This is a genomic window from Aeromonas sp. 600282 (assembly GCF_049175755.1).
GTDB lineage: Bacteria > Pseudomonadota > Gammaproteobacteria > Enterobacterales > Aeromonadaceae > Aeromonas > Aeromonas veronii_A.
Map to the genome: position 1 here is coordinate 18111 of NZ_JAAKVR010000005.1, position 24488 is coordinate 42598.

The 24488-nt window shown below is 58.8% G+C and carries 22 protein-coding genes; 10 read left to right on the forward strand and 12 right to left on the reverse strand.

Annotated elements, in window-relative coordinates:
- The first annotated feature begins 2 nt into the window (after window positions 1-2).
- From ihfA to G5137_RS06770, 7 genes are all read left to right on the forward strand, one after another.
- Entirely contained in the window at window positions 3-299 is a 297-nt protein-coding gene (gene ihfA, locus G5137_RS06740; RefSeq protein ID WP_005300715.1) for an integration host factor subunit alpha, read from the forward strand.
- A 15-nt stretch (window positions 300-314) separates the two neighbouring features.
- Window positions 315-4304: an ATP-binding protein gene (locus G5137_RS06745; protein WP_421255117.1), complete on the forward strand. Its 3990-nt coding sequence runs from the start codon at window positions 315-317 to the stop codon at window positions 4302-4304.
- Entirely contained in the window at window positions 4291-5535 is a 1245-nt protein-coding gene (locus G5137_RS06750) for a response regulator (protein ID WP_216978764.1), read from the forward strand. The genes G5137_RS06745 and G5137_RS06750 overlap by 14 nt, the downstream gene beginning before the upstream one ends.
- 3 nt (window positions 5536-5538) lie before the next feature.
- Window positions 5539-6180, forward strand: coding sequence for a GNAT family N-acetyltransferase (locus tag G5137_RS06755; protein ID WP_421255118.1), 642 nt, complete (start codon window positions 5539-5541; stop codon window positions 6178-6180).
- 59 nt (window positions 6181-6239) lie between these two features.
- Window positions 6240-7013 (forward strand): Sir2 family NAD+-dependent deacetylase, encoded by a 774-nt coding sequence (gene cobB, locus G5137_RS06760; protein ID WP_421255119.1) that lies wholly within the window; start codon window positions 6240-6242, stop codon window positions 7011-7013.
- A gap of 89 nt (window positions 7014-7102) precedes the next feature.
- Window positions 7103-7579, forward strand: a complete 477-nt coding sequence (locus tag G5137_RS06765; RefSeq protein ID WP_421255120.1) for a hypothetical protein — start codon at window positions 7103-7105, stop codon at window positions 7577-7579.
- Window positions 7579-9228, forward strand: a complete 1650-nt coding sequence (locus G5137_RS06770; protein ID WP_421255121.1) for a diguanylate cyclase domain-containing protein — start codon at window positions 7579-7581, stop codon at window positions 9226-9228. Before G5137_RS06765 ends, G5137_RS06770 begins: the two co-directional genes overlap by 1 nt.
- Window positions 9229-9315: 87 nt before the next feature.
- Here G5137_RS06770 and G5137_RS06775 read toward each other — a convergent pair whose 3' ends face one another.
- The 7 genes from G5137_RS06775 to G5137_RS06805 form a co-directional block, all read right to left on the reverse strand.
- Window positions 9316-10320, reverse strand: coding sequence for a substrate-binding domain-containing protein (locus G5137_RS06775; RefSeq protein ID WP_216962786.1), 1005 nt, complete (start codon window positions 10318-10320; stop codon window positions 9316-9318).
- Window positions 10320-11252: a ribokinase gene (rbsK, locus tag G5137_RS06780; RefSeq protein WP_216962783.1), complete on the reverse strand. Its 933-nt coding sequence runs from the start codon at window positions 11250-11252 to the stop codon at window positions 10320-10322. Before rbsK ends, G5137_RS06775 begins: the two co-directional genes overlap by 1 nt.
- A 108-nt stretch (window positions 11253-11360) precedes the next feature.
- Window positions 11361-12236: a ribose ABC transporter substrate-binding protein RbsB gene (gene rbsB / locus G5137_RS06785; protein WP_005351947.1), complete on the reverse strand. Its 876-nt coding sequence runs from the start codon at window positions 12234-12236 to the stop codon at window positions 11361-11363.
- A 30-nt stretch (window positions 12237-12266) separates the two neighbouring features.
- On the reverse strand, window positions 12267-13235 hold the full coding sequence (rbsC, locus tag G5137_RS06790) for a ribose ABC transporter permease (RefSeq protein ID WP_005336670.1): 969 nt from the start codon (window positions 13233-13235) through the stop codon (window positions 12267-12269).
- A complete protein-coding gene (gene rbsA / locus G5137_RS06795) occupies window positions 13232-14761 on the reverse strand; it encodes a ribose ABC transporter ATP-binding protein RbsA (protein WP_421255122.1) in 1530 nt (509 codons plus the stop codon). The genes rbsC and rbsA overlap by 4 nt, the downstream gene beginning before the upstream one ends.
- Before the next feature lie 36 nt (window positions 14762-14797).
- Window positions 14798-15217 carry a D-ribose pyranase gene (gene rbsD / locus G5137_RS06800; RefSeq protein ID WP_021230086.1) on the reverse strand — a complete coding sequence of 140 codons (420 nt, stop codon included), beginning with the start codon at window positions 15215-15217 and terminating at the stop codon, window positions 14798-14800.
- A gap of 233 nt (window positions 15218-15450) precedes the next feature.
- Complete coding sequence (locus G5137_RS06805; protein ID WP_266134628.1) at window positions 15451-16068, reverse strand: glutathione S-transferase family protein; 618 nt, start codon at window positions 16066-16068, stop codon at window positions 15451-15453.
- A gap of 653 nt (window positions 16069-16721) precedes the next feature.
- On the opposite strand from G5137_RS06805, the gene G5137_RS06810 reads away from it, so the two are divergent.
- Window positions 16722-17513, forward strand: coding sequence for a hypothetical protein (locus G5137_RS06810; protein ID WP_266134629.1), 792 nt, complete (start codon window positions 16722-16724; stop codon window positions 17511-17513).
- 391 nt (window positions 17514-17904) lie between these two features.
- Here the strand turns inward: G5137_RS06810 and G5137_RS06815 are convergent, their stop codons facing one another.
- The 4 genes from G5137_RS06815 to potA all read right to left on the reverse strand — a co-directional run bounded on the left by G5137_RS06815 (window position 17905) and on the right by potA (window position 21798).
- Window positions 17905-18972 carry an extracellular solute-binding protein gene (locus tag G5137_RS06815; protein WP_421255123.1) on the reverse strand — a complete coding sequence of 356 codons (1068 nt, stop codon included), beginning with the start codon at window positions 18970-18972 and terminating at the stop codon, window positions 17905-17907.
- An 81-nt stretch (window positions 18973-19053) separates the two neighbouring features.
- Complete coding sequence (gene potC, locus G5137_RS06820) at window positions 19054-19824, reverse strand: spermidine/putrescine ABC transporter permease PotC (RefSeq protein ID WP_005336644.1); 771 nt, start codon at window positions 19822-19824, stop codon at window positions 19054-19056.
- Window positions 19821-20708, reverse strand: coding sequence for a spermidine/putrescine ABC transporter permease PotB (gene potB / locus G5137_RS06825; RefSeq protein ID WP_421255124.1), 888 nt, complete (start codon window positions 20706-20708; stop codon window positions 19821-19823). The genes potC and potB overlap by 4 nt, the downstream gene beginning before the upstream one ends.
- Complete coding sequence (gene potA / locus G5137_RS06830) at window positions 20695-21798, reverse strand: spermidine/putrescine ABC transporter ATP-binding protein PotA (RefSeq protein ID WP_005351940.1); 1104 nt, start codon at window positions 21796-21798, stop codon at window positions 20695-20697. The genes potB and potA overlap by 14 nt, the downstream gene beginning before the upstream one ends.
- A gap of 201 nt (window positions 21799-21999) precedes the next feature.
- On the opposite strand from potA, the gene G5137_RS06835 reads away from it, so the two are divergent.
- Together G5137_RS06835 and G5137_RS06840 are read left to right on the forward strand one after the other, a co-directional pair.
- Window positions 22000-22737 (forward strand): hypothetical protein, encoded by a 738-nt coding sequence (locus G5137_RS06835; RefSeq protein ID WP_279502858.1) that lies wholly within the window; start codon window positions 22000-22002, stop codon window positions 22735-22737.
- A 16-nt stretch (window positions 22738-22753) separates the two neighbouring features.
- Window positions 22754-23440 carry a DUF2987 domain-containing protein gene (locus G5137_RS06840; RefSeq protein ID WP_368174065.1) on the forward strand — a complete coding sequence of 229 codons (687 nt, stop codon included), beginning with the start codon at window positions 22754-22756 and terminating at the stop codon, window positions 23438-23440.
- 103 nt (window positions 23441-23543) lie between these two features.
- Here the strand turns inward: G5137_RS06840 and ttcA are convergent, their stop codons facing one another.
- The gene (ttcA, locus tag G5137_RS06845; RefSeq protein WP_005336634.1) at window positions 23544-24452 is read right to left on the reverse strand and encodes a tRNA 2-thiocytidine(32) synthetase TtcA; all 909 of its coding nucleotides are present in this window, start codon (window positions 24450-24452) and stop codon (window positions 23544-23546) included.
- Window positions 24453-24488: the final 36 nt, after the last annotated feature.

Consider the following 24488-nt stretch of genomic DNA (forward strand, 5'->3'; position numbering starts at 1 on the left):
CTATGGCGCTTACCAAAGCCGACATTGCAGAGCACCTGTTCACCCAGCTCGGGATGAGCAAGCGTGAAGCCAAAGATATGGTGGAAGCCTTCTTTGAGGAAATCCGACAGGCGCTTGAGCGTGGTGAACAAGTCAAGATTTCAGGCTTCGGTAACTTTGACCTTCGTGAGAAGAATCAGCGTCCCGGACGCAACCCCAAGACGGGCGAGGATATTCCTATCAGCGCCCGCCGCGTGGTGACCTTCCGGCCTGGCCAGAAGCTCAAGGCCAGGGTAGAAAATGTTGAACCCAACGAGTGATAAAAAGCCAGGCAGATGCCTGGCTTTTGTTTTCAGATGACCAAATTCCCCGTTTTTCTTCTGGGTGCCGTACTGGCACTGCCGTTGCACGCCAAGCCTTTGCAGACAACAGTGCTGCCGTTGGCGCCGGCGACCCAAGCCTATGTAAATTCACTTAGCCAGCTTTCGCTCTGCTATCCTGCGACGCTTCCTCCACCATACCTGATGGCCGAGGGGGGACTGCTCAAGGATCGTCTTGCCCGGTTGCAGGAGCTGTTCCCGATTCCGCTGGTGCTCAAAGAGTTGCCCGATTGGCAGACATTGCGCAACGGGCTCGCAGAGGGGGAATGCGACATCATTCCCTATGTCGGAACCCGCAAGAAGGCCGTGGAGGGCATGCGGTTAAGTCGTCCGATGATGGAGACAGATGCCGCCATCCTCTACAAGGGTGAAAATCTCAAACAGGCCCGCTTTCTGGTCTACTCGGTGGCAGACTCTGCCCGCCTGCTGCACGAGCTCTATCCTCAGGCACGCATTATTTCCCTAAAGAGCGGAGAGAAGGTCTACGATGCGCTGCAGAGTGGCAAGGGTGATGCCTATCTGGGGGACTATCTGCAACTGCGCTATCTGATGCGCGAGTTTCCTGCCGATGGTTTGCGCCTGCGCCGCCTGTTTGGTGAGGATCGGATCATCAGCTATCGCCTGATGATGCGTGATCAGCCGGAGTTGGCCAATCTGGTGGACACCCTGATCCGTCATATGCCCGCCGGTACTATCTATACCGATCTGGCCCGTTATCTCGATCAGGGGTCGCTCTACGTCAACCAACCCCACTTCAGCGATACCGAGCAGGCCTGGTTATCCGGCCGCGGGCGCACCATTCGTCTTGTGGTCAATCCCGAGTTGATGCCCTATAGCGGTGTCAATGATCTGGGGGAGCCGAAAGGGTGGAGCGCGGATGTGCTGCGCTGGGTCACCCAGGAGACCGGCCTGAAATACAAGCTGGTACCTGCAGCCAGCAAGGCGGAGGCCGTAGAAAAGCTGCGCCTTGGTGAGGCGGATATGATGGCCGGCTTGCCGGAATCCCCGGCATTGACGGATCAGTTCATTTTCAGTCGGACGATCTCCACCAATCGGTTTGCCTTGATCAGCAAGCGCAAGTTGGCTGCCGATCGCATCACCCAGCTCAAGCGGCAGCGTATTCTGGTACCTGAATCCCTCTACGATCCCTCCTTGCTCGCCCTGCTTGGTGATCAGGAGTGGCTTCGCACCGACGGCCTCGAGCAGGGGTTAGCAGCGATCAAGCAAGGCAAGGCTGACGCCATGCTGAGCGAGCTATATCAGCTGCAATATCCCCAGCGTACCAACTTGCTGGAAGGGCTCGATATCGAGGAGCTGGAAGATCGTTTCGGCCTAGGCTTTGCCATCAACAAGAGTCAGACCGAGCTAGCCGGTGTGATGGACCGCAACCTGATGGCGCTGACCAGCACCCAGATCGACGAACTTAACCAGCGCTGGCGCCGCTTGCTCGTCGTGCAGCAACCCGGTGTGAGCTACGCCGCCTGGTTTGGCTCCATCGCCATGGCACTGCTGATCAGCGGCATTGTCATCGGCGGGATCTGGCGTTCCCGCCAGCAACTGGCAAGGGAAGTGGCCCAGCGTCACGCCGCCGAGAAGGCGCTGGCCATCGAGAGCGAGCTGCGGGAAACCATGTTTCAGGCGTTGCCGGTGCCCGTCTATCTGCGCAACAGCCAGGGCAAGGTGATCAAATCCAATAAACAGGGGCGACGTCTGGCCCTGCGCTACTCTCAGCAGTTGATGCTGCCGCCGGTTCAGCCGCAAAAGAGCGAAGGGGAGCTGGTGCTGGGGGAGCAGGTCTTCGCCTATGCCCAGCATCCGCTGCGGCTGGACAAGCAAGCACCTGCCACCGATCTCATCGCCCTGTCGGATATCAGTGTGCTGCGTGAGCAGGCCCGTTTTCTACGTCAGGCAGAGCGCCGCCTGCGTGCCCTGACCAATACAGTCCCCGGCGTAGTGCTGCAGTTTATGTTCGAGCGGGGACGGGTAGGGGCCATCGAGTTTATCAGCCGAGGCTGTTACGAGCTGCTGGGGCTGGCGAGCCAGCAGATCCGCCGTGAGCCCAAACGGGTGCTCATTATGCTTGAGCGCGAGGATCGCCGCCGGGTAAGCCGTGAGATGTTCGCCATGTTGCAGGCTGGCAAACCCTTCGCATTCACCCTGCGCTATCACCATCCGACCAAGGGTCTGCGCTGGTTGCAGCTCTATGGCCGTGGCCGCAGTCAACCGCATGGTTGGCGAATTTATGCGGTGATGCAGGATGCCACTGCCCGGGTCGAGCAGGATCAAGCATTGCAGCACTCCCATGAACAGGCGCAGCAGGCGGTGCAGGCCAAGGGCCGTTTCCTGGCGGCGATTAGCCACGAGATCCGTACACCGATGAACGCCATGCTCGGCTTGCTTGAGTGGCTGGCCAGCACCCCTTTGTCGAGAGAACAGGATTCGGCGCTGGCGCGGGTGCGTCAGGCGGGGGATGAGCTGCTCGGCCTGCTCAACGATGTACTCGACTTTAGTCGCAACGAAAACAGCAAACTCTCCCTCTCGCCCCAGCCCACCGATTTCGCCGAGCTGTGCGAGCACGTGGCGGCGGTGCACTGGAGCAAGGCCAGATCCAAGCGGCTGCAATTACGATTGCGGCTTGACCCCGCCTTGCCAGCCTTGCTGACTCTCGATCCCCATCGGGTACGGCAAGTGCTCCACAACCTGCTCTCCAATGCCATCAAGTTCAGCCTGCGTGGGGAAGTGGTGCTGTGGGTCGAGGTAGTCGCATCGACCTTGCGCTTCGGGGTCGATGATGAAGGGCCGGGGATCACCGCCAAGATGCGTCCTACTCTCTTTATGCCATTCGAACAGTTTGCTGTTGAAGGGCAGTTGCGGGCGCCGGGCACCGGCCTTGGTCTGGCGATCTGCAAGCAGCTGCTCGAGCAGATGGGCGGGTTGATCGATGTCGAGGGACGCCCGGGCGGTGGTAGCCGCTTCTTCTGCGAGTTGCCGTTGCAACAGGTTCAGCAAGATATCGATTGGCAGCCAAGAGTACGCCAGTTATCCCTCTCACTGCCTCACGATGAGGTTTTGGGGGTCACGCCCTGGTTGTCCAGGCTCGGTATTCATGTTGCCAGTCGTGCGGTTGATCTGCTGCAGGCCGAGAGAGACGAGGATAGTCTGTATCACTGGTCATGGCAGGGGGAGTCCTGGGTGCCGGGCACCATGATCAGCCTGTTCCAGCCACGGATGACATCAGAGCAACCTGTGGGTGAGATGCAGCCCGGGCTTGGTATGCGGGTACTGCTGGTTGAGGATCACGATGTCAACCGGGAGCTGATCTGTATGCAACTGGGGCAACTCGGTGCAAGCGTAGTCAGTGCCGCCAATGGGCAGCTGGCGCTGGAGATGCTGGTGAAGCACCAGGTGGATCTTGTGTTGACAGACCTGCAGATGCCGGTGATGAACGGGGCCGAACTGTGCAGGCAATTGCGCAAATCCGCGCGTTGGGCCCGTCTTCCGGTCTATGTGATCACCGCAGATCTCAGTGAGCAAGCGGCAAGGGAGCTGCAATCCTGCGGTTGCGATGGTCATCTGGACAAGCCGGTCGCCCTCAAGGTGCTGGCGACCTTGCTGCGCCATATTGGCAAAGAGGGGAGCAATGCTGTCGCCCCGACGCCGGTTGCCTCGTTGCTGACCGATGAACTGGCTGCCCTTTATCTGAAGGCTACCCGTGATGATTTGGCCGAACTTGAACGCTGCTGCACAGAAGAAGATGAAGTTGGCGTGAATGCTGCTTTACACAAGCTGAAGGGGGCCGCCAGAATGGTAGGAGCCACGGCGCTGGTGACGGTGATTGACGAGTGGCAACAAGCCCCTCATCCAGATCTCCAGAGCAGTTTGAACCGGGCGTTGGATGAGTTCAGCCAGCATTTCTCGAAAAGGACCCAAGATGATCATTACTGATGAAGAACTGCTGGCGTTGCTCGACTCGGAAGAGCACGAGGCGGCAGATTTTTGCCCTGTCTTGCTGTATGCGCTTGATCGGGCCTCCCATGAGCTGGCAAAGAGCACGACACTCCCCTCCTATGTCACTTTGCAGCGCACCCAACCGGACGCCTGCTGGCAGTGGGAAGGGTTGTTTGCGGCAGGAGCCATTGCCCTTTACGATCCTGCCGCTCACCAGCAGGCGGACTATTTCCCCGAGTTGCAGCATCATCAGGGAATTTATGCCATTGGTGAAGATTGGCTGGGAGGACTTGCCGCCAGTTACCGTGACTGGAACAACTGGCTGGCGGCCAAGCGGGTGCTGCTGCTAGAAGATCACCCGTTTCAGGGGATGCAGTTACAGCAGGCTATCGCCGAACTGGGGCTCTCCTGCCAGTGGGTGCAGGATGAAACCGCCTGTCTTGCTGCGTTGGAGGCTGGCGACATCAGTCTGCTGGTGTGTGATCTCAGTCTGGTGGAGCAGGATGCCATCAGCCTGCTGATGAGCCAGCCGCAAATTCAGCGCAGCGGGTTGCCGATCATTCTCTTGTCGGCGCACGAGCAGACATTGATCGACGGTGCCCGCCGTCTGCTGCACGATGCCGGTTTCAATGTGCTCGCTGCACTGGCCAAGCCACTCGATGGCAACGAGTTGCTCAGGTTGCTGCGCGGACTCTATCTGGGGCCTCTGCGTCAGCGTCGGCTGAGTGGCCAACGTCGAACAATTCGTCGTTGGCAGGGGGAAGTGCAGGGGCAACTTGGCCTGCTCTCCAGCCCCGCGACTCCTCATCCGGTCTGGCTGGCGGTAACGGGTTTACCCGGCCGCTGGGAGGCACTTAAAGAGTGGTTGACGGATCAGTCACGTAGCCCCACAGAGCTGACATTATTGATCCATCGTCGGGATCACCTGTTGAGCAATGGAGAGCGGTTTGCGCTGGTACTGCAAGCGAGTCTGGCGGGGAGCAAGCTGGCGTTGCTGCTCGATAACAGCCAGCATTTGCCATTCGATCTGCTGGAGCGTTTGCCGTTGAGCGCTTTGCTGCTGGGGCAGGCGCTTTTACCCGAAATAGAGTCATTGGCCATGGACTCCCTGCTGGGACGCTTTATGGCCCGAGTCAGAGAGCTGGGGATCGCCGTCTATCTCGATGATCCTTACAATCTGCTCGACGCCGAGGTGTGGCGGGAGCAGGGTATTGCGGGGCGCTGGTAACCCGTGCCCCGTTATCTCTGCTGGCCCATCCATCGGGAGCGTCTCTGCAAGGGGCTGGCAGGCTGGCCCCATCCGGCTTCGCGGTCGGTACTGCCACTGACGATGGAGGTCGCCGACCAACCTTGTCTGCTACGAGAGCTGCAGGGGGTGGATCCTGACCGTATGCTGGCCGCCTATGATGCGCTCAGTGAGGAGAGCATCTACTTGCGTTTTATGCGCCCCAAACGGAGGCCACCGCCGGAGCAGGTGGCCCAGTTTCTCAATTACCATCCCGAACACCAGATCTCGCTGTTGCTGACCGATCTTGCCGGTGAGCCGCTGGCTCAGGCTCAGTCCATCCGGCGTCGACTCCATCCGGAGCGTGCCGAATTTTCCTGCATCGTGGCAGATCATTTCCAGCACAAGGGAGCGGGACGGCGCATTCTGCTGGCGCTGGCACTGCTGGCCCGAGCTGAGGGGATCTGTGAGTGGACCGCGGAGGTGCTGGCCCAGAATCGTCCCATGCTCACTTTGCTCAAGCGCCTTGGTCTGCCGCTGACCCTGGTAACCGGGCGGGAGATGGTTTTTGTCAGGCTCGATCTGACCGTGCTGGATGAGTGGTTGCCCGCACAGCCACGCCAAGCTTTTAAGACCAAGGGCGAATAGTGGCGCTTTTTTCCCTGTGCTAAGGTCACACTATTATGCGGGGATAGACGGAGCAGCTTATGGCGCAGTCATACAAACATATCGTGATCCTGACCGGAGCGGGGATCTCTGCCGAATCCGGCATCAAGACTTTTCGTGCCTGCGACGGTTTGTGGGAAGAGCACAAGGTCGAGGACGTGGCGACCCCCGAGGGTTATGCCCGTGATCCCGATCTGGTGCTGCGCTTTTACAACTCCCGCCGCAAACAGCTGCAACAGCCCCAGGTTCACCCCAATCCGGCCCACTATGCGTTGGCCCGCCTCGAACGACTGCTGCCCGGTTCGGTGACGCTGGTCACCCAGAACATCGACAATCTGCACGAGAGTGCTGGCAGCAAGAACCTTATCCATATGCACGGCGAGCTGCTCAAGGCTCGCTGCCCGGAGTCCGGTCAGGTGATCGAGTGGCGCGGGGATCTCCATCAGGACGAGCTCTGCTCCTGCTGCCAGTTCCCCCAGCCGATGCGCCCCCACGTGGTCTGGTTTGGCGAGATGCCGCTCGGGTTGGATCGCATCTATAGTGCGCTGGCCCAGTGCGATCTGTTCATCTCCATCGGCACCTCGGGCGCCGTCTATCCGGCCGCCGGTTTCGTGCACGAAGCGGGATTGAACGGGGCCCACACCATAGAGCTCAATCTCGAGCCGAGCGAGGTGGGTAGCCAGTTTGACGAAAAACGCTATGGGCCGGCCTCCTTGCTGGTACCCGCCTATGTCGATGAGTTGCTGGAGGCGTGCGGCATTCATCAACCGAGGCAAGTCGAGGGGCACAACTGGATGGAGATGCGCGGTCCCTGAGCTAGTGTGCGATCGGGCAGTTGCAATGGAACGGTGAAATCGCCACACTGGCAGCCACAAAAAATGGGACGCAGTTGGCGCAAATTACCATGAACGCAGTAAAGCAATGGATCGCTTTTTTTCTCTTGATGCTGGCCAGTGCCAGTGTATCGGCCTCCATTCCCCTGATGACCCTGGTACTGCCAGGCGGCCAGCAGGTGACCCTCGATGAGACGGCCCTTTCCGCCTTGCCACAGACCGAGTTCACCACCACTACCCCCTGGACCCAGGGCGCCCACCACTATCGCGGGCCGACCCTGTCAGCCGTGCTGGCGGCGCAAGGGATCCCGGATGCCCGCAAGATTGTCGTCTCGGCCCTCAACGGTTATCAGCAGGTGGTGGATCTGGCCCTGTTCGACGGCGTGCAGCTGACCCTGGTGCGTCAGGAGGACGGCAAACCGCTGACCCGGCGCAACAAAGGGCCGCTATGGCTGCTCATCCCGTTCACCACCTATCCCAAGCTGGACGTGCCTGCCATTCATAACTGCATGGTGTGGCAGGTGACCCGCATCGAGATCGTCGATTGATGGGGCTGTCCCGCCACAAACTGCTGTTGGTTGCGGTGTCGCTGCTGTTTCTGATCTCGTCGGGCAGCAGCCTCTATCTGCAGCATCGGCAGGAGCAGCTGGTCGATACCTTCTACCGCAATGTCCACTGGAACATCAGCCAGGTGATGCTCGAATCCCAGCGTTTCCTCTACGATCTGCAGCTCTATCGGGCCGGCAGAGTGACGATGGAGACCCTGAGCCTCGATTACGATCTGCTGTGGAACCGGCTCGACATCTTCCTCATCAGCAGCGAGACCGCCGAGATGCGCCAGCGGCACGGACTCGGCAAGGTGCTGGCCACCCTGTTCGAGCAGATCAAGCAGCTCGAACCCCAGATGGAGGCCGGTGTGCTGCGCGAGGGGGCTGAGCTTGCCCGCTTGCAGGAGGCGATCGCCAGCCAGACCCGTCTCATCGAACAGATAGGGGATCAGATCCTCTCCGGCCAGGAGCGGGAGCATTCGGTCAGCCAAATCCGCAACAGCCTGTTCTGGCTGCAGATCTGGCAACTGATCCTGCTACTGACCGGTGGCGCTCTGGTCGCTGCCCTCATTCGCGCCAATCTGGCGAACCGTCGGCTTGCCCTGCTCGATCCCCTGACCCAGCTTGGCAACCGCCGTGCCCTGCAGGAGCAGCTCTCTCGCGCTTTGCATGCCGGCGAGGTGAGCGCTTTGGTGGTGCTCGATCTCAAGCGCTTCAAGCAGGTCAATGATCTGCTGGGTTATCAGGTCGGTGATCGGCTGTTGCAGATGGTGGCCAACAAGCTGCAGCAGGCCCATGGCAGCCACGCTTACCGCCTCGGCGGAGATGAATTTGCAGTGGTGCTGACCAAGGCGAATGATGCGCTGGAAACCGCCATTCATGAGCTGGTGGATCTGCTCCATTTCGAGTTCGTGACACGGGAGTGCAGCTTCGATCTGGCCTGTCGGCTCGGGGTCGCCAAGGCGCAACAACAGGATGCCGCCCGGCTGCTGGATCAGGCCATCCTGGCCCTCAACCAGGCCAAGCGTAGCCAGGAGGGGGCGATCAGCTGGTTTGAGCCAGCCATGCTGCAGCAGTTGCAGTTGAGTCAGCAGCAGCTTCATCAGCTGCGAGAGTGGCTGGCGGGGCGCGAGCCTGCACCGCTGCGAGTGGCATTGCAGGAGCTGACGGACGGGCAGGGCAACGAGATGTGGCAATTGGCGCTTGAGTGGCGTGAGCAGGGAGTGCCTTGCCATATGCGCTGGCTGCAGGAGTGCGGTGTGCTTGGGCCCGTGTTGGCCCGTGTGCTGCAAGCGCACGAGGCGCAGTATGCCGATGGTCAGGCACTGCTGGTCCCGCTCGACAACCAGGCCCAGCTGACCCATCTACTGGCCTATCTGCCGGGGGCTTCCCGCACGCCGCTGGTGTTGCTGATACCGACGCTGCAGCCGGATGGTGTCTTGCTGGCGGGATTGCGGCAGCAGGGTTGCACTCTGGCGCTCAGAGAGATTGGCAGCACCACCGCGGCACAGCTGGCAGCAGGCTGGCCTGTCCGCTACTGGCTGCCGCAGGGTGATGAAGATGGCGAGTTGCTGCAACCTCTGGCAAGACGATTGGGGCTGGCGCCACTGCAAGTGCTGGCAGCCAGGAAGACTAGGTCGCTGGCCTGAGGGCAAAAAGAGGTATTGCACTGGCAAGAGACAAAATGACACAAGGCGACCTCGGGGTCGCCTTGTTTCGTTTATTGCCCCTGAACGTCAGGTGCGAGGGGCGCAGGATTGCCTGATCACCAGGTCCGGGTCGACGGTGATCAGGTGATTCTCCACCGCTTCGCCGTTGATCCGCGCCAGCAGGCGGGTGACGGCGAGGCGCCCCAGCTCCTCTTTGGGCTGATTGACGGTGGTGAGCGGCGGCGACATAAATTCGGCCAGCGCCACATTGTCATAGCCGACGATGGAGATATCCCGGGGGATCACCAGCCCCGCCTGATGGGCGGCACTGATAGCCCCCATCGCCATCATGTCGTTGCAGACAAAGAGGGCGGTGGGGCGCTCGGGCAATGCCAGCAGACGAGTCATCGCCTGATGGCCGCTGGCGCAATCAAAGTCCCCCTCCTGGATCCAGTCAGGATTGAGCGTGAGACCTGCCTCCTGCAACGCCTGCTCGAAGCCAGCTTGGCGCTGGTTGGCGGGGGCGCGGCTGTGGGGGCCTGTGATGCAACCGATGGCGGTATGGCCCAGCTCAATCAGATGGCGGGTCGCCAGATAACCGCCGTGGAAGGAGTTGTCAGCGATAAGGTCAACATCCTCACTGACCAGCCCCCAATCCATCACTACCACCGGCAGGCTTTTGAGCCAGTCGAGCTGGTTGAACACCTCTTGCTGTCCTTCGCTGCACATGATCAGCAGGCCATCGACCCGCTTGCGCAGCATCATCTTGAGGTAGGAGAGAGCGGTTTCTGCCTGCCCCTCGGTGTTGCCCAGCATCAGGTTGTAGCCCTGCTCGAAGCAGTAACGCTCCACCCCACGCACCACCTCGGCAAAGAAGGGGTTGCTGGAGGTGGTGACCAGCATGCCAATACTGTTGGTCTCCTTCACCTTGAGGCTGCGAGCCACCAGGCTCGGGGCATAGTTGAGCTCGCGCATGGCCGCAAAGACCCGCTCGCGGGTCTCCTCGGCGACGAAGCGCGTCTCGTTGATGACGTGGGAGACGGTGGTGGTCGACACCCCCGCCAGCGCCGCCACCTCCTTGATATTGGCCATCAGTGCCCCTGCGCAGTCTGCTCAAGTAGGAAGGCGTCAACCTCCTGTTTGCTCGGGATGGAGCTCTGGGCGCCGAATCGGGTGACGGAGAGTGCCGCCGCCCCGTGGGCAAAGCGCACCGCGCTGTGGAAATCGGCACCAGCCAGTTCCGCCGCCAGCAGGGCGCCGTTGAAGGTATCGCCCGCGGCAGTGGTATCCACCGCCTTGACCCGAAAGCCCGGGATCAGCTGTTGCTGCTGGGCGTTGCTGCAGTAAACCCCTTGCGCGCCCAGGGTGATCATCACGTCCGCAATGCCCATCTGGTGGAAGCGGGCTGCCGCCTCGCGGGCGCTCGCTTCGTCGGTGACTTTTACGCCGGTCAACAGCTCTGCTTCGGTCTGGTTGGGGGTGATAAGGTCGACCAGCGCCAGCAGCTCGCTTGAGAGCGGACGGGCGGGGGCGGGGTTGAGCACCACCCGGGTACCATGGGCGCGGGCCAGCCGTGCAGCTTCATGGACGCTCTCCAGCGGCACTTCCAGCTGCAACAGCAGGGTGTGGGCGTCGGCGATCATCGCTTCGTGGTTTTTCACCACGGCAGGGGTGATGGCACCGTTGGCCTCGGCGGAGATACCTATGCTGTTCTCCCCCTCATCGCTCACATAGATGATGGCGATACCGGTCGGGAGCTTGGGATCGAGTTCGACAGCACTGACGTCGATACCGTCTTTGGCAAAACCGCTCTTCATCTGGTGGCCGATGGCGTCATCACCGATGCGGGCGATAAAGGAGACGGGAGCGCCGAGGCGGGCGGCAGCGACTGCCTGATTAGCCCCCTTACCACCGGGCACCACCTGATAGCTGTGGCCGGTCAGGGTTTCACCCGGGCGAGGAAAGTGGGGAACGCGCAGCACGTGGTCTGCATTGACACTGCCCAGAACGACGAGACGATTCATGTTGACTACTCCTGATGCATCTTGGCTTGAACACTGTGACTGAGTGAGCCCAAGCCGGGAGGCACCTGAACGAAAGGGAAAAGGGGAGGCGAACCTCCCCTCGAGCACTTACTTGCTGACCACTTGCAGCGGTACCGGAATGGATTTCTCGACCGGCTGACCTTTCAGCACCTTGTCGGCAGTCTCGACGCCGATGGCACCGATCAGGGCAGGCTGCTGGGCCACGGTGGCGGCCAGTTTACCCTTGGCAACGGCGGCTTTGCCATCGTCAGTGCCGTCGAAGCCGACGATCATTACCTCTTTGCCGGCAGCCTGCACGGCGCGGATAGCACCCAGCGCCATCTCGTCGTTCTGGGCGAACACAGCCTGTACGGTCGGATGGGCAGCCAGCAGGTTTTCCATGACGTTCAGACCCTTGGTGCGGTCAAAGTCGGCAGGCTGGGAAGCCAGCACCTGCAGCTTGTTGGCTGCTACGGCCAGGGCAAAGCCTTCGCCACGGTCACGGGCGGCGGAGGTGCCGGCAATCCCTTCCAGCTGAATGACCTTGGCACCGGTACCCAGTTTCTCGGTGATAAAGTCACCAGCCAGCTTGCCGCCCGCCACGTTGTCAGAGGCAATGTGAGCCTTGACCTCACCCTGCGCGGCGCCGCGGTCCAGAGTCAGTACCGGGATGTTGGCGCGGTTGGCCAGACGGATGGCGTTGCCCACCGCTTCGGAGTCAGTCGGGTTGATCAGGATGGCGCCGACCTTGCGCACGGTGAGATCTTCCATGTTGGAGAGCTCTTTGGCCGGGTCATTCTGGGAATCCAGCACCACCAGCTCGTAGCCAAGCTCCTTGGCCTTGGCTTCGGCACCCTCCTTCATGGTGACGAAGAAGGGGTTATTGAGGGTGGAGACCACCATCGCCAGGGTTTGATCGGCGGCATGGGCGGTGCCCAGCACGGACATGATGGCGGCAGCGAGCAGGGTATTGAGCTTTTTCATCATTTCATTCCTTGTGTGTGGCTTGTCTTATCAACGATTGCTTTTGTTATCGATCATCACGGCAAGCAAGATCACGCTGGCCTTGGCGATCATCTGGTAATAGGAGGATACGTCGAGCAGGTTGAGGGCGTTGTTGAGGAAGCCGATGATCAAGGCACCGATCAGGGTCCCCATGATGCGGCCCTTGCCGCCCATCAGGCTGGTACCACCCAGCACCACGGCGGCGATGGCGTCCAGCTCGTAACCCATGCCGGCGGTCGGTTGGGCAGAGGAGAGGCGGGAGGTGACGATAAGACCCGCCAGTGCCGACAGCGCGCCGCACAGACCATACACCGCCAGCTTCACCCGATCCACATTGATGCCGGAGAGGCGGGTAGCCGATTCATTGCCGCCCAGCGCGTAGATGTAGCGACCCAGACGAGTGTGGTTGAGCATGAACCAGGCGAGCAGGAAGACGATGGCCATCAGCCAGATGGGCACCGGCAGACCGAACAGGTAACCGGTACCGAGCCAAGCGAAGTGATCGGCGCCGTCACTGAAACCGGTGGAGATGGGGCGACCCTCGGTATAGACCATGGTGATACCGCGCAGGGCAGTCATGGTGACCAGGGTAGCGATAAATGCCTGCACCTTGCCCTTGGCAATGATGAGGCCGCTGACGCCGCCCAGCAGGGCACCGGCACCCAGAGTGAGGGGCACCACCAGCCAGATCGGTAGCTCCATGGCGACCATGGTCGCCGCCAGCGCACCGCACAGAGCCAGTACCGAGCCGACCGACAGATCGATACCGGCGGTGAGGATAACCAGCGTCATGCCGACCGCCATGATGGCGTTGACCGAGGTTTGGCGCAGGATGTTGAGGAGGTTGTCGGCGGTGAAGAAGTTGGGGCTCAGAAAGGAGACCACACCAATCAGGACCAGCAGCGCGACCAGGGATTTGTTCTCGATCCACCACGCCTTGCTCATGACGCCACGGCGGGAAAGGGTTTGGGTTGTCATTGGGATGCCTCTTGCTCTGCTTGCCACTGTTTACCGACTGCCGCCGCCATCAGCTTCTCCTGATTGGCATCGCGGGTGTTGAACTCTGCGCTGATGCGCCCTTCATGCATCACCATGATGCGATCACTCATGCCGAGCACTTCCGGCATTTCGGAGGAGACCAGAATGATGCTCATCCCCTCCTTCTTGAACTGGTTGATCAGCTGATAAATTTCCTTCTTCGCCCCCACGTCGACGCCGCGGGTCGGCTCGTCGAGGATCAGCACCTTGGGCCTTGTCAGCAGCCCTTTGGCGATGGCCACCTTCTGCTGGTTGCCGCCGGAGAGCAGCTTTATCAGCTGATCCTGACTCGGGGTCTTGATGTTGAACAGGCGCACATAGTCGCTCACCGCCTGCCGCTCGGCCTTGCCGTCGATCTTGCCGTTGCTGATGAACTCGTCGAGGGCGCAGAGACTCATGTTTTCGCGCACCGACAGCTCCAGCACCAGGCCATCCCCCTTGCGATCTTCGGAGATATAGGCGATGCCTGCGGCCAACCCGTCGGCCGGGCTTTTGGGCACCAGAGCATGACCGTCCACTGCCACTTCACCGGCGCTGATGGGACTTGCGCCATAGATAAGCTTCATCAGCTCGGTGCGGCCGGAGCCCATCAGGCCGCTAAAGCCCAGAATTTCCCCCTGACGCAGGGAAAAACTCACCCCGCGCACACCGGGACCGGCCAGATCTTTCACCTGCAGGCTGACGGGGCCGAGCTCGCGCTCAAGACGCGGGTACTGCTCTTCCAGTCGGCGACCTACCATCATCTCGATGATCTTGTCTTCATCCAGATCGCTCACCGCCTTCTCGCCAATCCACTTGCCATCGCGCAGCACAGTGACCCGATCGCAGATCTCGAAGATCTCCTTGAGGCGGTGGGAGATATAGACGATGCCGCAACCCTGCTCACGCAGCTCGCGGATCACCTTGAACAGCTGCTCGGTCTCGGTATCGGTCAGCGCATCGGTGGGTTCATCCATGATGATGACGCTGGCATCGAACGACAGCGCCTTGGCAATCTCTACCATCTGCTGTTCGCCGATGGAGAGATCCCCGAGTCGGGTATCCGGCCCGTGTTTAACGCCCAAACGGGCCAGGAGGGTGCTTGCCCGTTCGCGCAGCTGTTTGTGGTCGATGCTGCCAAAACGGGTGCGCGGTTCGCGACCGAGGAAGATGTTGGCGGCAATCGACAACTCCGGCAGCAGGTTCAGCTCCTGATGGATGATGCTGATCCCCTGATCCTGAGAGTCCCGGGGGCCCTTGAAGTGAACCGGTTGACCGCGGTAGCTGACACTGCCCGCATCGGCCTGATAGATGCCGGTCAGCACCTTCATCAGGGTGGATTTGCCGGCGCCATTTTCACCGAGCAGGGCCATCACCTGGCTCGGATAGACCCGCAGACCCGCTTCGTCGAGGGCGCGCACACCGGGGAAGGTCTTGACGATCCCGGTCAGCTCCAGAATGGGTGAGAGGGGGGAGGTTGTGCTCATTTGCAGCTTCCTTGAAGAGGCCTTCTTTGAAGAATGTCAGAACGCCACACCGGCGCAGAGGATCAGGTTGGCGTAGGGAGTCACCTCGCCGCTGCGCACAATCGCCTTGCTCTGGCGGGAGCGGGTTTTGAACTCTTCGTGCAGGCAGTATTCGATGGCGATGGGCTTGCCCTGGGCGGCTGCGTGCGCTTCAAGCTGATCGACCAGCGCCTGATGGGCGGCGGGGCTGATCTGCTTGATCTCGCTCGCCATGATCACCTTCTCCACCACCAGATCGGTGAGCAGGGCGGTCAGTACGGTTGCAAGGCTGGGCGTCCCCGCCATCAGCGCCAGATCGATCCGCTCCGGACCTGCCGGAATGGGCAAGCCGGCATCGCAGACGGTGATCTCGTCGGTGTGGCCCATCTGTGCCACCAGAGCACTCAGGGGAGCATTGAGCAGTACGCCTCGTTTCATACAGCACCTCATCAGGCCTTGGCCCGTCAATCTGTGAACCGCTAGGCAACCGGTTACGCAACCGGTTGCGTCATGGCGCAAAGATAGGCTTTTTACTAAGGAAGGGCCACGGCAAAACCACGGAAATGTGAAAACGATCTCAAAGGCGGGAGAAGAAGTACAGGGGAGGAGGCAGGAAGGGTGTCAGCAGAGCCCTGGCACCCTTGTTATTCATCGAGCTATTGATTTTATGGTTAGTTGGCCAGTGCCTTGGCGACCGCCGGACGGCTCAGCATGCGTTGATAATGATCGGCCACTTTGGGGAATTCACTGATCTCGACCCCATCGCTTTTCAGCCAGCCCGCGACCACGAACAGATAGATGTCCGCCACGCTGAACTGCTCGCCGAGTACCCAGGGACCGGCGAGATAGTGCTGCTCAATCTGGGCAAAGCCATCGCGCATATTGCTGGCGACTTTCTGCTGCATGGCGGCAATGGCTTGCTCGTCATCGGCCCAGCGGCTGCCACGGCGACCGTGGGCATGGGAGACATGCACAGTGGAGGCGAGGAAGCTGTTGACCTCCTGCATGCGGGCCAGCAGGAACGGGTTGTCCAGCGGCGCCAGTTTGGCATCGGGGAAGCGCTGTGCCACATAGTACAGCAGGGCCGGGGTCTCGGTCAGGGTGCCCTGCTCGGTGACAAGGGCAGGCACCCGCCCTTTGGGGTTGATGGCAAGATACGAAGGATCACGCTGCTCCCCTGCGGCGAGGTTGACGAGACGGGGTTGAAACAGGGCATTCGCTTCCAGCAGGGCAATCTGCACGGCCATGGCACAAGTGCCGGGAGCGAAATAGAGGGTCAGATCGGACATGAATACTCCTGATTGGCTCAGGCCACCCGCGATATCGGCGAAAAGCGTGTTTTCCGTGATATCTCGAGGGGTCATGAAAAAAGAGAGGGGGCAACGTTTGCCCCCAACCAATCTACACCCCTAAGGGGCGATGAAAAAGCGCAGAATTAATCGGTTTGTTTGCCCATTTCATAAATTCCTCGGCTAAGGGCGCAAATCAGATGGTGTTGAACTTGATGGGATAATTGATACCTGAGGATGGGTGGTTGGTACTGAAAGGACTGGGGCACAGTAGCGTCCTTGGTTGTTCTCCCGCTCTTGCACGATCTGATCGTCATCAGATATTCTAATGTTTGGGTCGTTACAATGAATCCTATCTAACAAGATTGATCTTCATTTAGATCATCAAACAGAAAACGGCCTTTTTAGATAACTTTTTGATGACTGCAATCGTTTGCGTTTGATACCATGTTCTTCTACAAACTTTCCACTGCTGTCATGGTAGCTGTAATGTTTTATCATGCTTTAATCCGGTTATAAAATAGCATGTAGGGAGTTGAAAATATATATGCAGTAGCCATGTTGTTTACTAAGAGAAGGGGAGTGAAACTCAGCGAAATTGAGAGTTTTAAGGAAAGGTAGGAAGTAGGTTAAGGAAAATAAAGAGGTGATCAATGGATGATGACAAGGGAAAGTCAAGCAATATCAAAAATAAAACCAAACTGATATCGGGTTTTGTAGCTTTGGCAGTGATATGCGGAGGGTGGTACTGGTGGCTTAAAGAGCCCTATATTGAGCCAGAGATTAATCCCACCCCAACAGAATTGTTTACTATTCAGGGCGAGTTTCCTTTTGATAAGGGGTATCAATTAGCTGTTAATAGTACTTTCATTGCATCTAATAAAACTGACTCTACTTGCAGCAAAACTTTTTATGCGTTCGGAGTTATACCTGCAAATACTAGACTCAGGGGATGGCAAATAGATAACCCCATTAAGAAATATCAATCAAACAGATTCAGTGTAAAAGTGTCAAAAGACTATTTATTGCCTGGCCGATGTAATTGGGTGTTAGATTCTGTTGGCTATTTTATAGTGAAGGCAGGTTCCGAGTTGGAGGCTAATTTGAAAGCTAACCCTTCAGATCAACATAATCGTCAAGGGTATTTTTTATCTTCAGCATACAGCAATTGGAGTGAGTTAAAACTGGGGAGTGTAAATATTTCATGCCGACCAGATGTTGGTCTTAACAAATCAAAAGGTGGTGTTGTTTGTAAGCGACTGAATCAAAGTGAAGTAAACACATATAGACGTAACTATAAAGTTCATAATAAACCGCTACCATCGATAGTTAATTTTAAATTCGTTATGGAGGAAAAAATGTCAAGCTATAAACAAAATACTGTTTTAGAGAGTGCATATGGCGATCCACTAAATAATAATTTATCCTATGAAAAGGGGGTATAAAGACTGTTAGTTAGATTAGCGAATCGTAATCGGACGTTAGCTGTTTCGATAAAATTGCACAGTTATTCCCCATAAACACATCCATTTTGCCTATATCTCCACAGTGGGGTCGCTATGAGTTCCTCCCTTCTAAATGGAGAAATACATCGCCCCCCTCATATTTCCCTACAAATTTGATCTGAAGCCGGCTGCAGTGGAGCACTTACAAAAATTGTGGTCTGTCTGGCTTAAAGATGACTATCTATATATTTTGCTGTTAATCGATGCGCGCCTGTGCCTCTCTGTGTCTATGACTGTCGTGCTTAAAAATTGAGCTGGTGGTTAAAAAGAGAAGGGGGCAAATATTGCCCCCTTTATCCATTAAGCCCGTGAGGGCCGATTAACCGCCGATTTAACCGGCCTTGGCCACCATGGCTTTCAGCTGCAGGAAGTACTGCTCGTAGAGGCGGGAGACATCACCCACATCGGACTGGAATTCGCCCTTGCGCTTGATCTCGTCGTTCGGGAAGACCATGGGGTTATTGCGAAACGCCGGGGTGAGCAGTGGAATAGCATCCTTGACCGGGGTGGGGTAGCCAATCGCCTCGGCCACCTTGGCGGCCACATCGGGGCGCATCAGGAAGTTGATCAGGGCGTGGGCCTCTTTCACATGTTTGGCTTTGGCCGGGATGGCGAGGTTGTCCATCCAGAGCACGGCGCCTTCTTCGGGGTAGGTCATCTGGATGGAGGGATATTCGCGCTGGGCGCCGTAGGCCGAGCCGTTCCACAGCATGCCGATATTGACCTCACCGGCGATAAAGGGGTCGGCCGGGTTGTCGGAGTTGAACGCCTTGACGTTGGGCATCAGCTTTTTCAGGTATTCGAAGGCTTCAGAAATTTGCGCCTTGTCTTGAGTGTTGGGGCTGTAACCCAGCTGCACCAGCGCGATATGGAACACCTCGCGGGCATCGTCCATCAGCAGCAGGCTCTCTTTCCACTCCGGTGCCCAGAGCTGCTTCCAGCTGGTGACCGGCTGCTCGATGATGTCGGTGTTGGTGCCGATCCCGGTTGCGCCCCAGATGTAGGGGATGGAGTAGCGGTTGTCCGGGTCGTACTCGTGGTTGAGCAGGGTGGGGTCGAGGTGCTTGAAGTTGGGCAGCTGGGCGCGATCCAGCGGCTGCAGCATTCCCTCTTTGGCCATTTTCGAGATGAAGTAGGTGCTGGGCACCACCACGTCATAGCCGTCGCCATGGGTTTTCAGCTTGGCGTAGAGGGTCTCGTTGGATTCGTAGGTGGAGTAGATCACCTTGATGCCGGTCTCTTGCTGGAACTGCTCCAGCAGGCCGTCCGGCACATATTCCGACCAGTTGTAGAAGTAGACCACCTTGTCGTCGGCCGCGTAAGCGCTCTGGCTCAGCAGCGGGGTGGTGAGGGTGAGGGCGGCTGCCAGCAGGGCGCTGGCCTTGTGTTGGATTGTCATCAACAACTCCTTGGGGTTATGGGGCCTTGCGGCCTACCGTGACAGAGTTCGCCAAAGATGGCGGGGACGAAACGGGCAGGGTCAACCCTGCCGTTTACGCAGTAACAGTTGCGCCAGCAGCACCATCCCGAGGGAGGCGACCAGCATCAGGGTGGCCAGGGCGTTGACCTCGGGGGAGACCCCCACCTTGACCATGGAGTAGATCTTGAGCGGCAGGATCTCGTAGGCCGGGCCGGTCACAAAGGAGCTCACCACCACGTCGTCCAGCGACAGGGTAAAGGAGAGCAGCCAGCCCGCCATCACCGCCGGCAGGGCCAGCGGCAGTATGATGCGGCGCAGGATGATCCACTCGCCAGCCCCCAGATCCCGCGCAGCTTCCAGCATCCGCACATCAAAACCGCACAGCCGCGAGTAGACAGTGATCACCACAAACGGCAGGCAGAAGGTAATGTGGGCGATCAGCAGCGACCAGAAGCCCAGCGCAATGCCGGTGACCACAAACAGGGTCAGGAGCGAAATAGCCATCACGATATCGGGGGACATCATCACCACGAACAGCATGCCGCTCACGTACTGCTTGCCGCGAAAGCGATAGCGAAACAGCGCCACGGCGGTGAGGGTACCGATCAGGGTGGCGGCGGTGGCGGTGAGGGCGGCGATGGTCAGGGAGTGCTGGGCCGCCTGCATCAGGCTGGCGCTGGCAAACAGCTTCTCATACCAGCCCAGGGTAAAGCCGCGCCAGTCGATGCCATATTTCGACAGGTTGAAGGAGTTGGCGATCAGCACCCCGATGGGCACATAGAGATAGCCAAACACCAGCAGCAGGAACAGAGCCTTCAGTGCGCGCATCATGCCAGCTCCCCTTTCTTGCTGAGCAGCTTGCCCGCCCGCCAGTAGCAGTAGACCAAGAGTGCCATCAGTACCGTTAGCATCACGCTGATGGCCGCGCCGAAGGGCCAGTCACGGCTGTTGAGGAACTGGGTCTTGATCAGGTTGCCGATCAGCAGGTGTTTGGCGCCCCCCAGCAGATCGGAGACATAGAACATCCCCATGGCGGGCAGGAACACCAGCAGACAACCGGCGATGATGCCGGGCAGGGTGAGGGGCAGGATGATCCGCACCAGTCGCTGCCAGCCGTTGGCGCCAAGATCTCGCGCCGCCTCCAGCAAACGGCCATCCAGCTTCTCGATGCTGGAGTAGAGCGGCAGCACCATAAAGGGGAGCAGCACATAGACCAGCCCAATGATGACGGCCACCTCGGTATACATCATCTGCAGCGGCCGCTCGATGATCCCCAGATCCAGCAGCCAGCCATTGATGAGCCCCCGGGTGCCGAGCAGCACTTTCAGCGCATAGGTACGAATGAGGGAGTTGGTCCAGAACGGCACCACCACCAGAAACAGCAGCAGCGGGCGGATACGCGCTGGCAGATGGGCCAGCATCCAGGCAAAGGGGTAGCCCACCAGCAGGCAGATGGCGGTGGCGAGCAGCGCCAGCCAGAGGGAGTGGAGCAGCACCTCGAAATAGAGGGGGTCCAGCAGGCGGCCATAGTTGCTCAGGGTAAAGAGCGGTGCGATAAGCTCGGACTCGTCACGGGTGAGGAAGCTGACACCGATGATCATCAGGTTGGGCAGGAAGACAAACAGCGTCAGCCAGCCGAGGATCAGCGCGATGGCCCCGTTGCGAAAGCCGTTGTGGGCAAAGCTGTGCGCTACCCGCAGATTAGTGAGGCTCATAGGGCAGCACCACCTCCCAGCTGTCGACCCAGTGGATCGCCACCTCCTGACCCAGACGGTAGTCAAAGTCGGGGTCATCCTCGTCGAAGAACTCTGAGATAAGCAGCTGTTTGCCGCTTTCGAGTTCGATCACCGAATCCAGCGTCGCCCCCTTGTAGTTGCGCTCGCGGATGTTGCCCCGCAGCGCGCCACTTTGATCGTCATCCTGATCGAGAATGCGCAGATCTTCCGGGCGCAGCAGTACCAGCACCTTGTCGTCAGGCTGGAACGGCAAGGTGGTATGAAGCAGACATTCGCGCCCCTCTACCTCCGCCTGCCAGATACCGGGCTCGCGCTGGCTGATCAGCTTGCCATCCATCACGTTGATCTCGCCGATAAAGCGGGCCACGAACAGATTGGCTGGCGATTCGTAGATATCGCGCGGGGTGCCGCGCTGGATGATCTTGCCGCCTTCCATCACCAGGATGCGATCAGACATGGTGAGTGCCTCTTCCTGATCATGGGTAACGAAGACAAAGGTGATACCAAGGCGACGCTGCAGCGCCTTGAGCTCGCTCTGCATCTGCTTGCGCAGCTTGTAGTCGAGCGCCGAGAGGGATTCGTCGAGCAGCAGCAGGCGGGGCTTGTTGACCACGGCGCGGGCAATGGCGACCCGTTGCTGCTGCCCGCCGGAGAGCTGATCCGGGCGGCGATTGGCCAGCTCGGTGAGCTGTACCATGGCGAGGGTCTCCTCGACCCGCTGGCGGATCTCGCTGGCAGGCACTTTCTGCATCTCGAGGCCAAAGGCGACGTTTTCAAACACCGTCATATGGGGGAAGAGCGCATAGCTCTGAAACACGGTGTTGATGTGCCTGTGTTCGGCGGGGATATGGGTGATCTCGTCACCGGCCAGATGAATGGTGCCACCGTCGACCGATTCGAGCCCGGCCAGCAGGCGCAGCAGGGTGGTCTTGCCACAGCCGGAAGGGCCCAGCAGGGTAAGAAATTCACCGTCATAGATTTCAAGGTCAAGGTCACTCAGGATCACCTTGCCATCGTATTTTTTGCTGATCTTGTTCAGCGCGACAATTACCTGTGGATTGTTCATCATCCGCCAGTCTCACCCCAGCCAGTGGCCATCGTGTTGAAAGAGGGCCGCATTCTATGCAGCCGACACATGAAATTAAAGGCTTTTTGGCCCGAATTAGCCGCAAGTGCGCAGGAAAAACGGCTACGAATAGCAGACCAAATCGCTATAATGTGCCACCTGATTTGGTCGTTTTCGATATTGGATAGTCAATTGAGTAATAAAATGCGTATTGGCGGCTCCCTTGAGCAGTCTCTGAACCAGGGCTACCGCCTTGATCTGAAAGGGGTCATCCAGGAGGGATGGCAACAGACCCGCCGTACCGGATTTGGCCTGCTGCTGGCGATTGTCGGGGTGATGGCGATCTGGATCCTGCTTAGCAATGTGCTGCTGTTGCCCTATCTGGGGGATGACAGCCAGATGAATGTGGCCATGGTACTGAGCCTGCTGATGACGGTGGTGATGGCCCCCATGACCAGCTCCCTCGATATGCTGGGGTTGCAGCAGTCGGTCGGGGTGCGTGCCCGCGCCAACCAGGTGTTCGACTTCTTCCGCCACTTTGTACGCCTCGGCATGTTGAGCCTGCTTGGCAGTCTGCTCACCAGCCTGTTTGGCCCGCTATTCGATCTGCTGGGATTGCCCGCCGTACTCTCTTTCATTCCCTCGGCCCTGATCGGTATGGGGCTGCTCTTTACCGTCCCGCTGGTGCTGGAGCGCGGCCTGACGCCGCCCCAGGCCATTCTGGTCTCTCTTAAACTCTTTGCGCGCGGCTGGCCCAGCATTGTGCTGTTCCACGGCGTGATGACCGCGCTCTTCTTCCTGGCTCTGATCCCCATGGGGTTGGGGCTTATCTGGGTGGCACCGCTCTATTTCAACTGCAAGGGGATCCTCTATCGGGATCTCTGCGGGGTGGGGGTAGAGGTTAACGAGGTGACAGAAGGCCCCAACCATTTCAATGCATGATGCAAAAGGACGTTGAATGACCCGTCGATATGGAGTGACCAAGGCTGTGCGCCAGAGCCTGCTGGCCACGCTCTTGCTGCCAGGGCTGGCGCTGGCTGAGCCGGTGCTGGATCTGCAATACAGCACCTTCTACAGCCAGATGAAGACCTTTGCCAAAGGGGAGTTTGGTCACGCCAGACTGGGGTTTTATCTGACCGATCCGCAAAATGGTCAGCGCTGTGGCCTCACCTTTGCCCGGGTTGCAACCGACAGCAAGGAGGTTGCGGGCGAGGTAACAATCGATAGCGAACTGCGCCTGCCTTTTGATGAGGATCTCAACCTCGACAAGGGGATCGTAACCGTCGGCCTGAAAGAAGAGCACGCTACATGCGATATGACGGTACAGGTGATGGCTGACGCACCGAACGGGCCCGAGCTGCCGCTGGCCGAGCTGGCGGCCCGTCAGCAGCAGATGCAGTCGCTGCTCGACAAGATGGCGGGCATGGTCGGCAAGCACTTCCTGCCGAAGATGGAAGGGGTACGCATTACCCTGGTGCAGCAGAGCGGCACTGCTTATCTGATTGATGGCGCCCGTCAGGAAGCGCTGCCCTGGCAGGAAGGCCACCTGCTGCTAAGCAATGAGCAACTGGCCGCGTTCGCTGCCGGGCAACTGCGCCTGCAGGGTGACGTGCTGCGACTGACCCCCTGGCTGCACAAGGACTGATGCCGATGGTGTTGTCACGTTGGTAACAGGCAGGTCAAGAAAGCAAAAAAGGAGCGATTATCGCTCCTTTTTTATTGCGTGGTGTTTGCCCTGTGAGCGCGGCTTAGCGCACTTCAATCACATCCAGCATGTCCATCTCGTCGATATCCAGCAGCGGCGCCTTTGGCATCTCGGGCGGATCAAAGGCCTTGTCGCCGCCATCGATGATGCCGGAGTCGCGGTTGATGCTCTTGAAGTCAAACAGCTTGTGGTCGAGCAGGTGGCTCGGGATCACGTCCTGAATGGCGGTGAACATGGTTTCGATACGACCGGGGAAGCGGCGATCCCAATCCTGCATCATCTGTTTGATGGCCTGACGCTGCAGGTTCTCCTGCGAGCCGCACAGGTTGCACGGAATGATGGGGAAGGCTTTGACGTCGGCGTAGCGGATCAGATCCTTCTCTTTGCAGTAGGCCAGCGGGCGGATCACCACGTTCTTGCCATCGTCGCTCACCAGCTTGGGCGGCATGGACTTGAGCTTGCCACCGTAGAACATGTTGAGGAACAGGGTCTCGAGGATGTCGTCGCGGTGGTGGCCAAGGGCAATCTTGGTGCAACCCAGCTCTTGGGCGGTGCGGTAGAGAATACCGCGGCGCAGCCGTGAGCAAAGAGAGCAGGTAGTTTTGCCTTCCGGTACCTTCTCCTTGACGATGGAGTAGGTATCCTCTTCAACAATCTTGTACTCGATGCCGAGGGAATCCAGATACTCGGGCAGCACATGCTCGGGGAAACCGGGCTGCTTCTGATCCAGGTTGACGGCAACCAGATCGAAATGGATGGGGGCGCTGGCTTTGAGGCTCATCAGTATGTCGAGCATACCGAAGCTGTCCTTGCCGCCTGAGAGGCAGACCATGACCTTGTCGCCCTCTTCAATCATGTTGAAGTCGGCAATGGCCTGACCCACGTTGCGCCGCAGGCGCTTCTGCAGTTTGTTAAAACTGTATTTTTCTTTGGCGTTCAGCTCTTCTAGCATGCTCGTAAAACCCGGGACACAAATAAGCGCGTTATT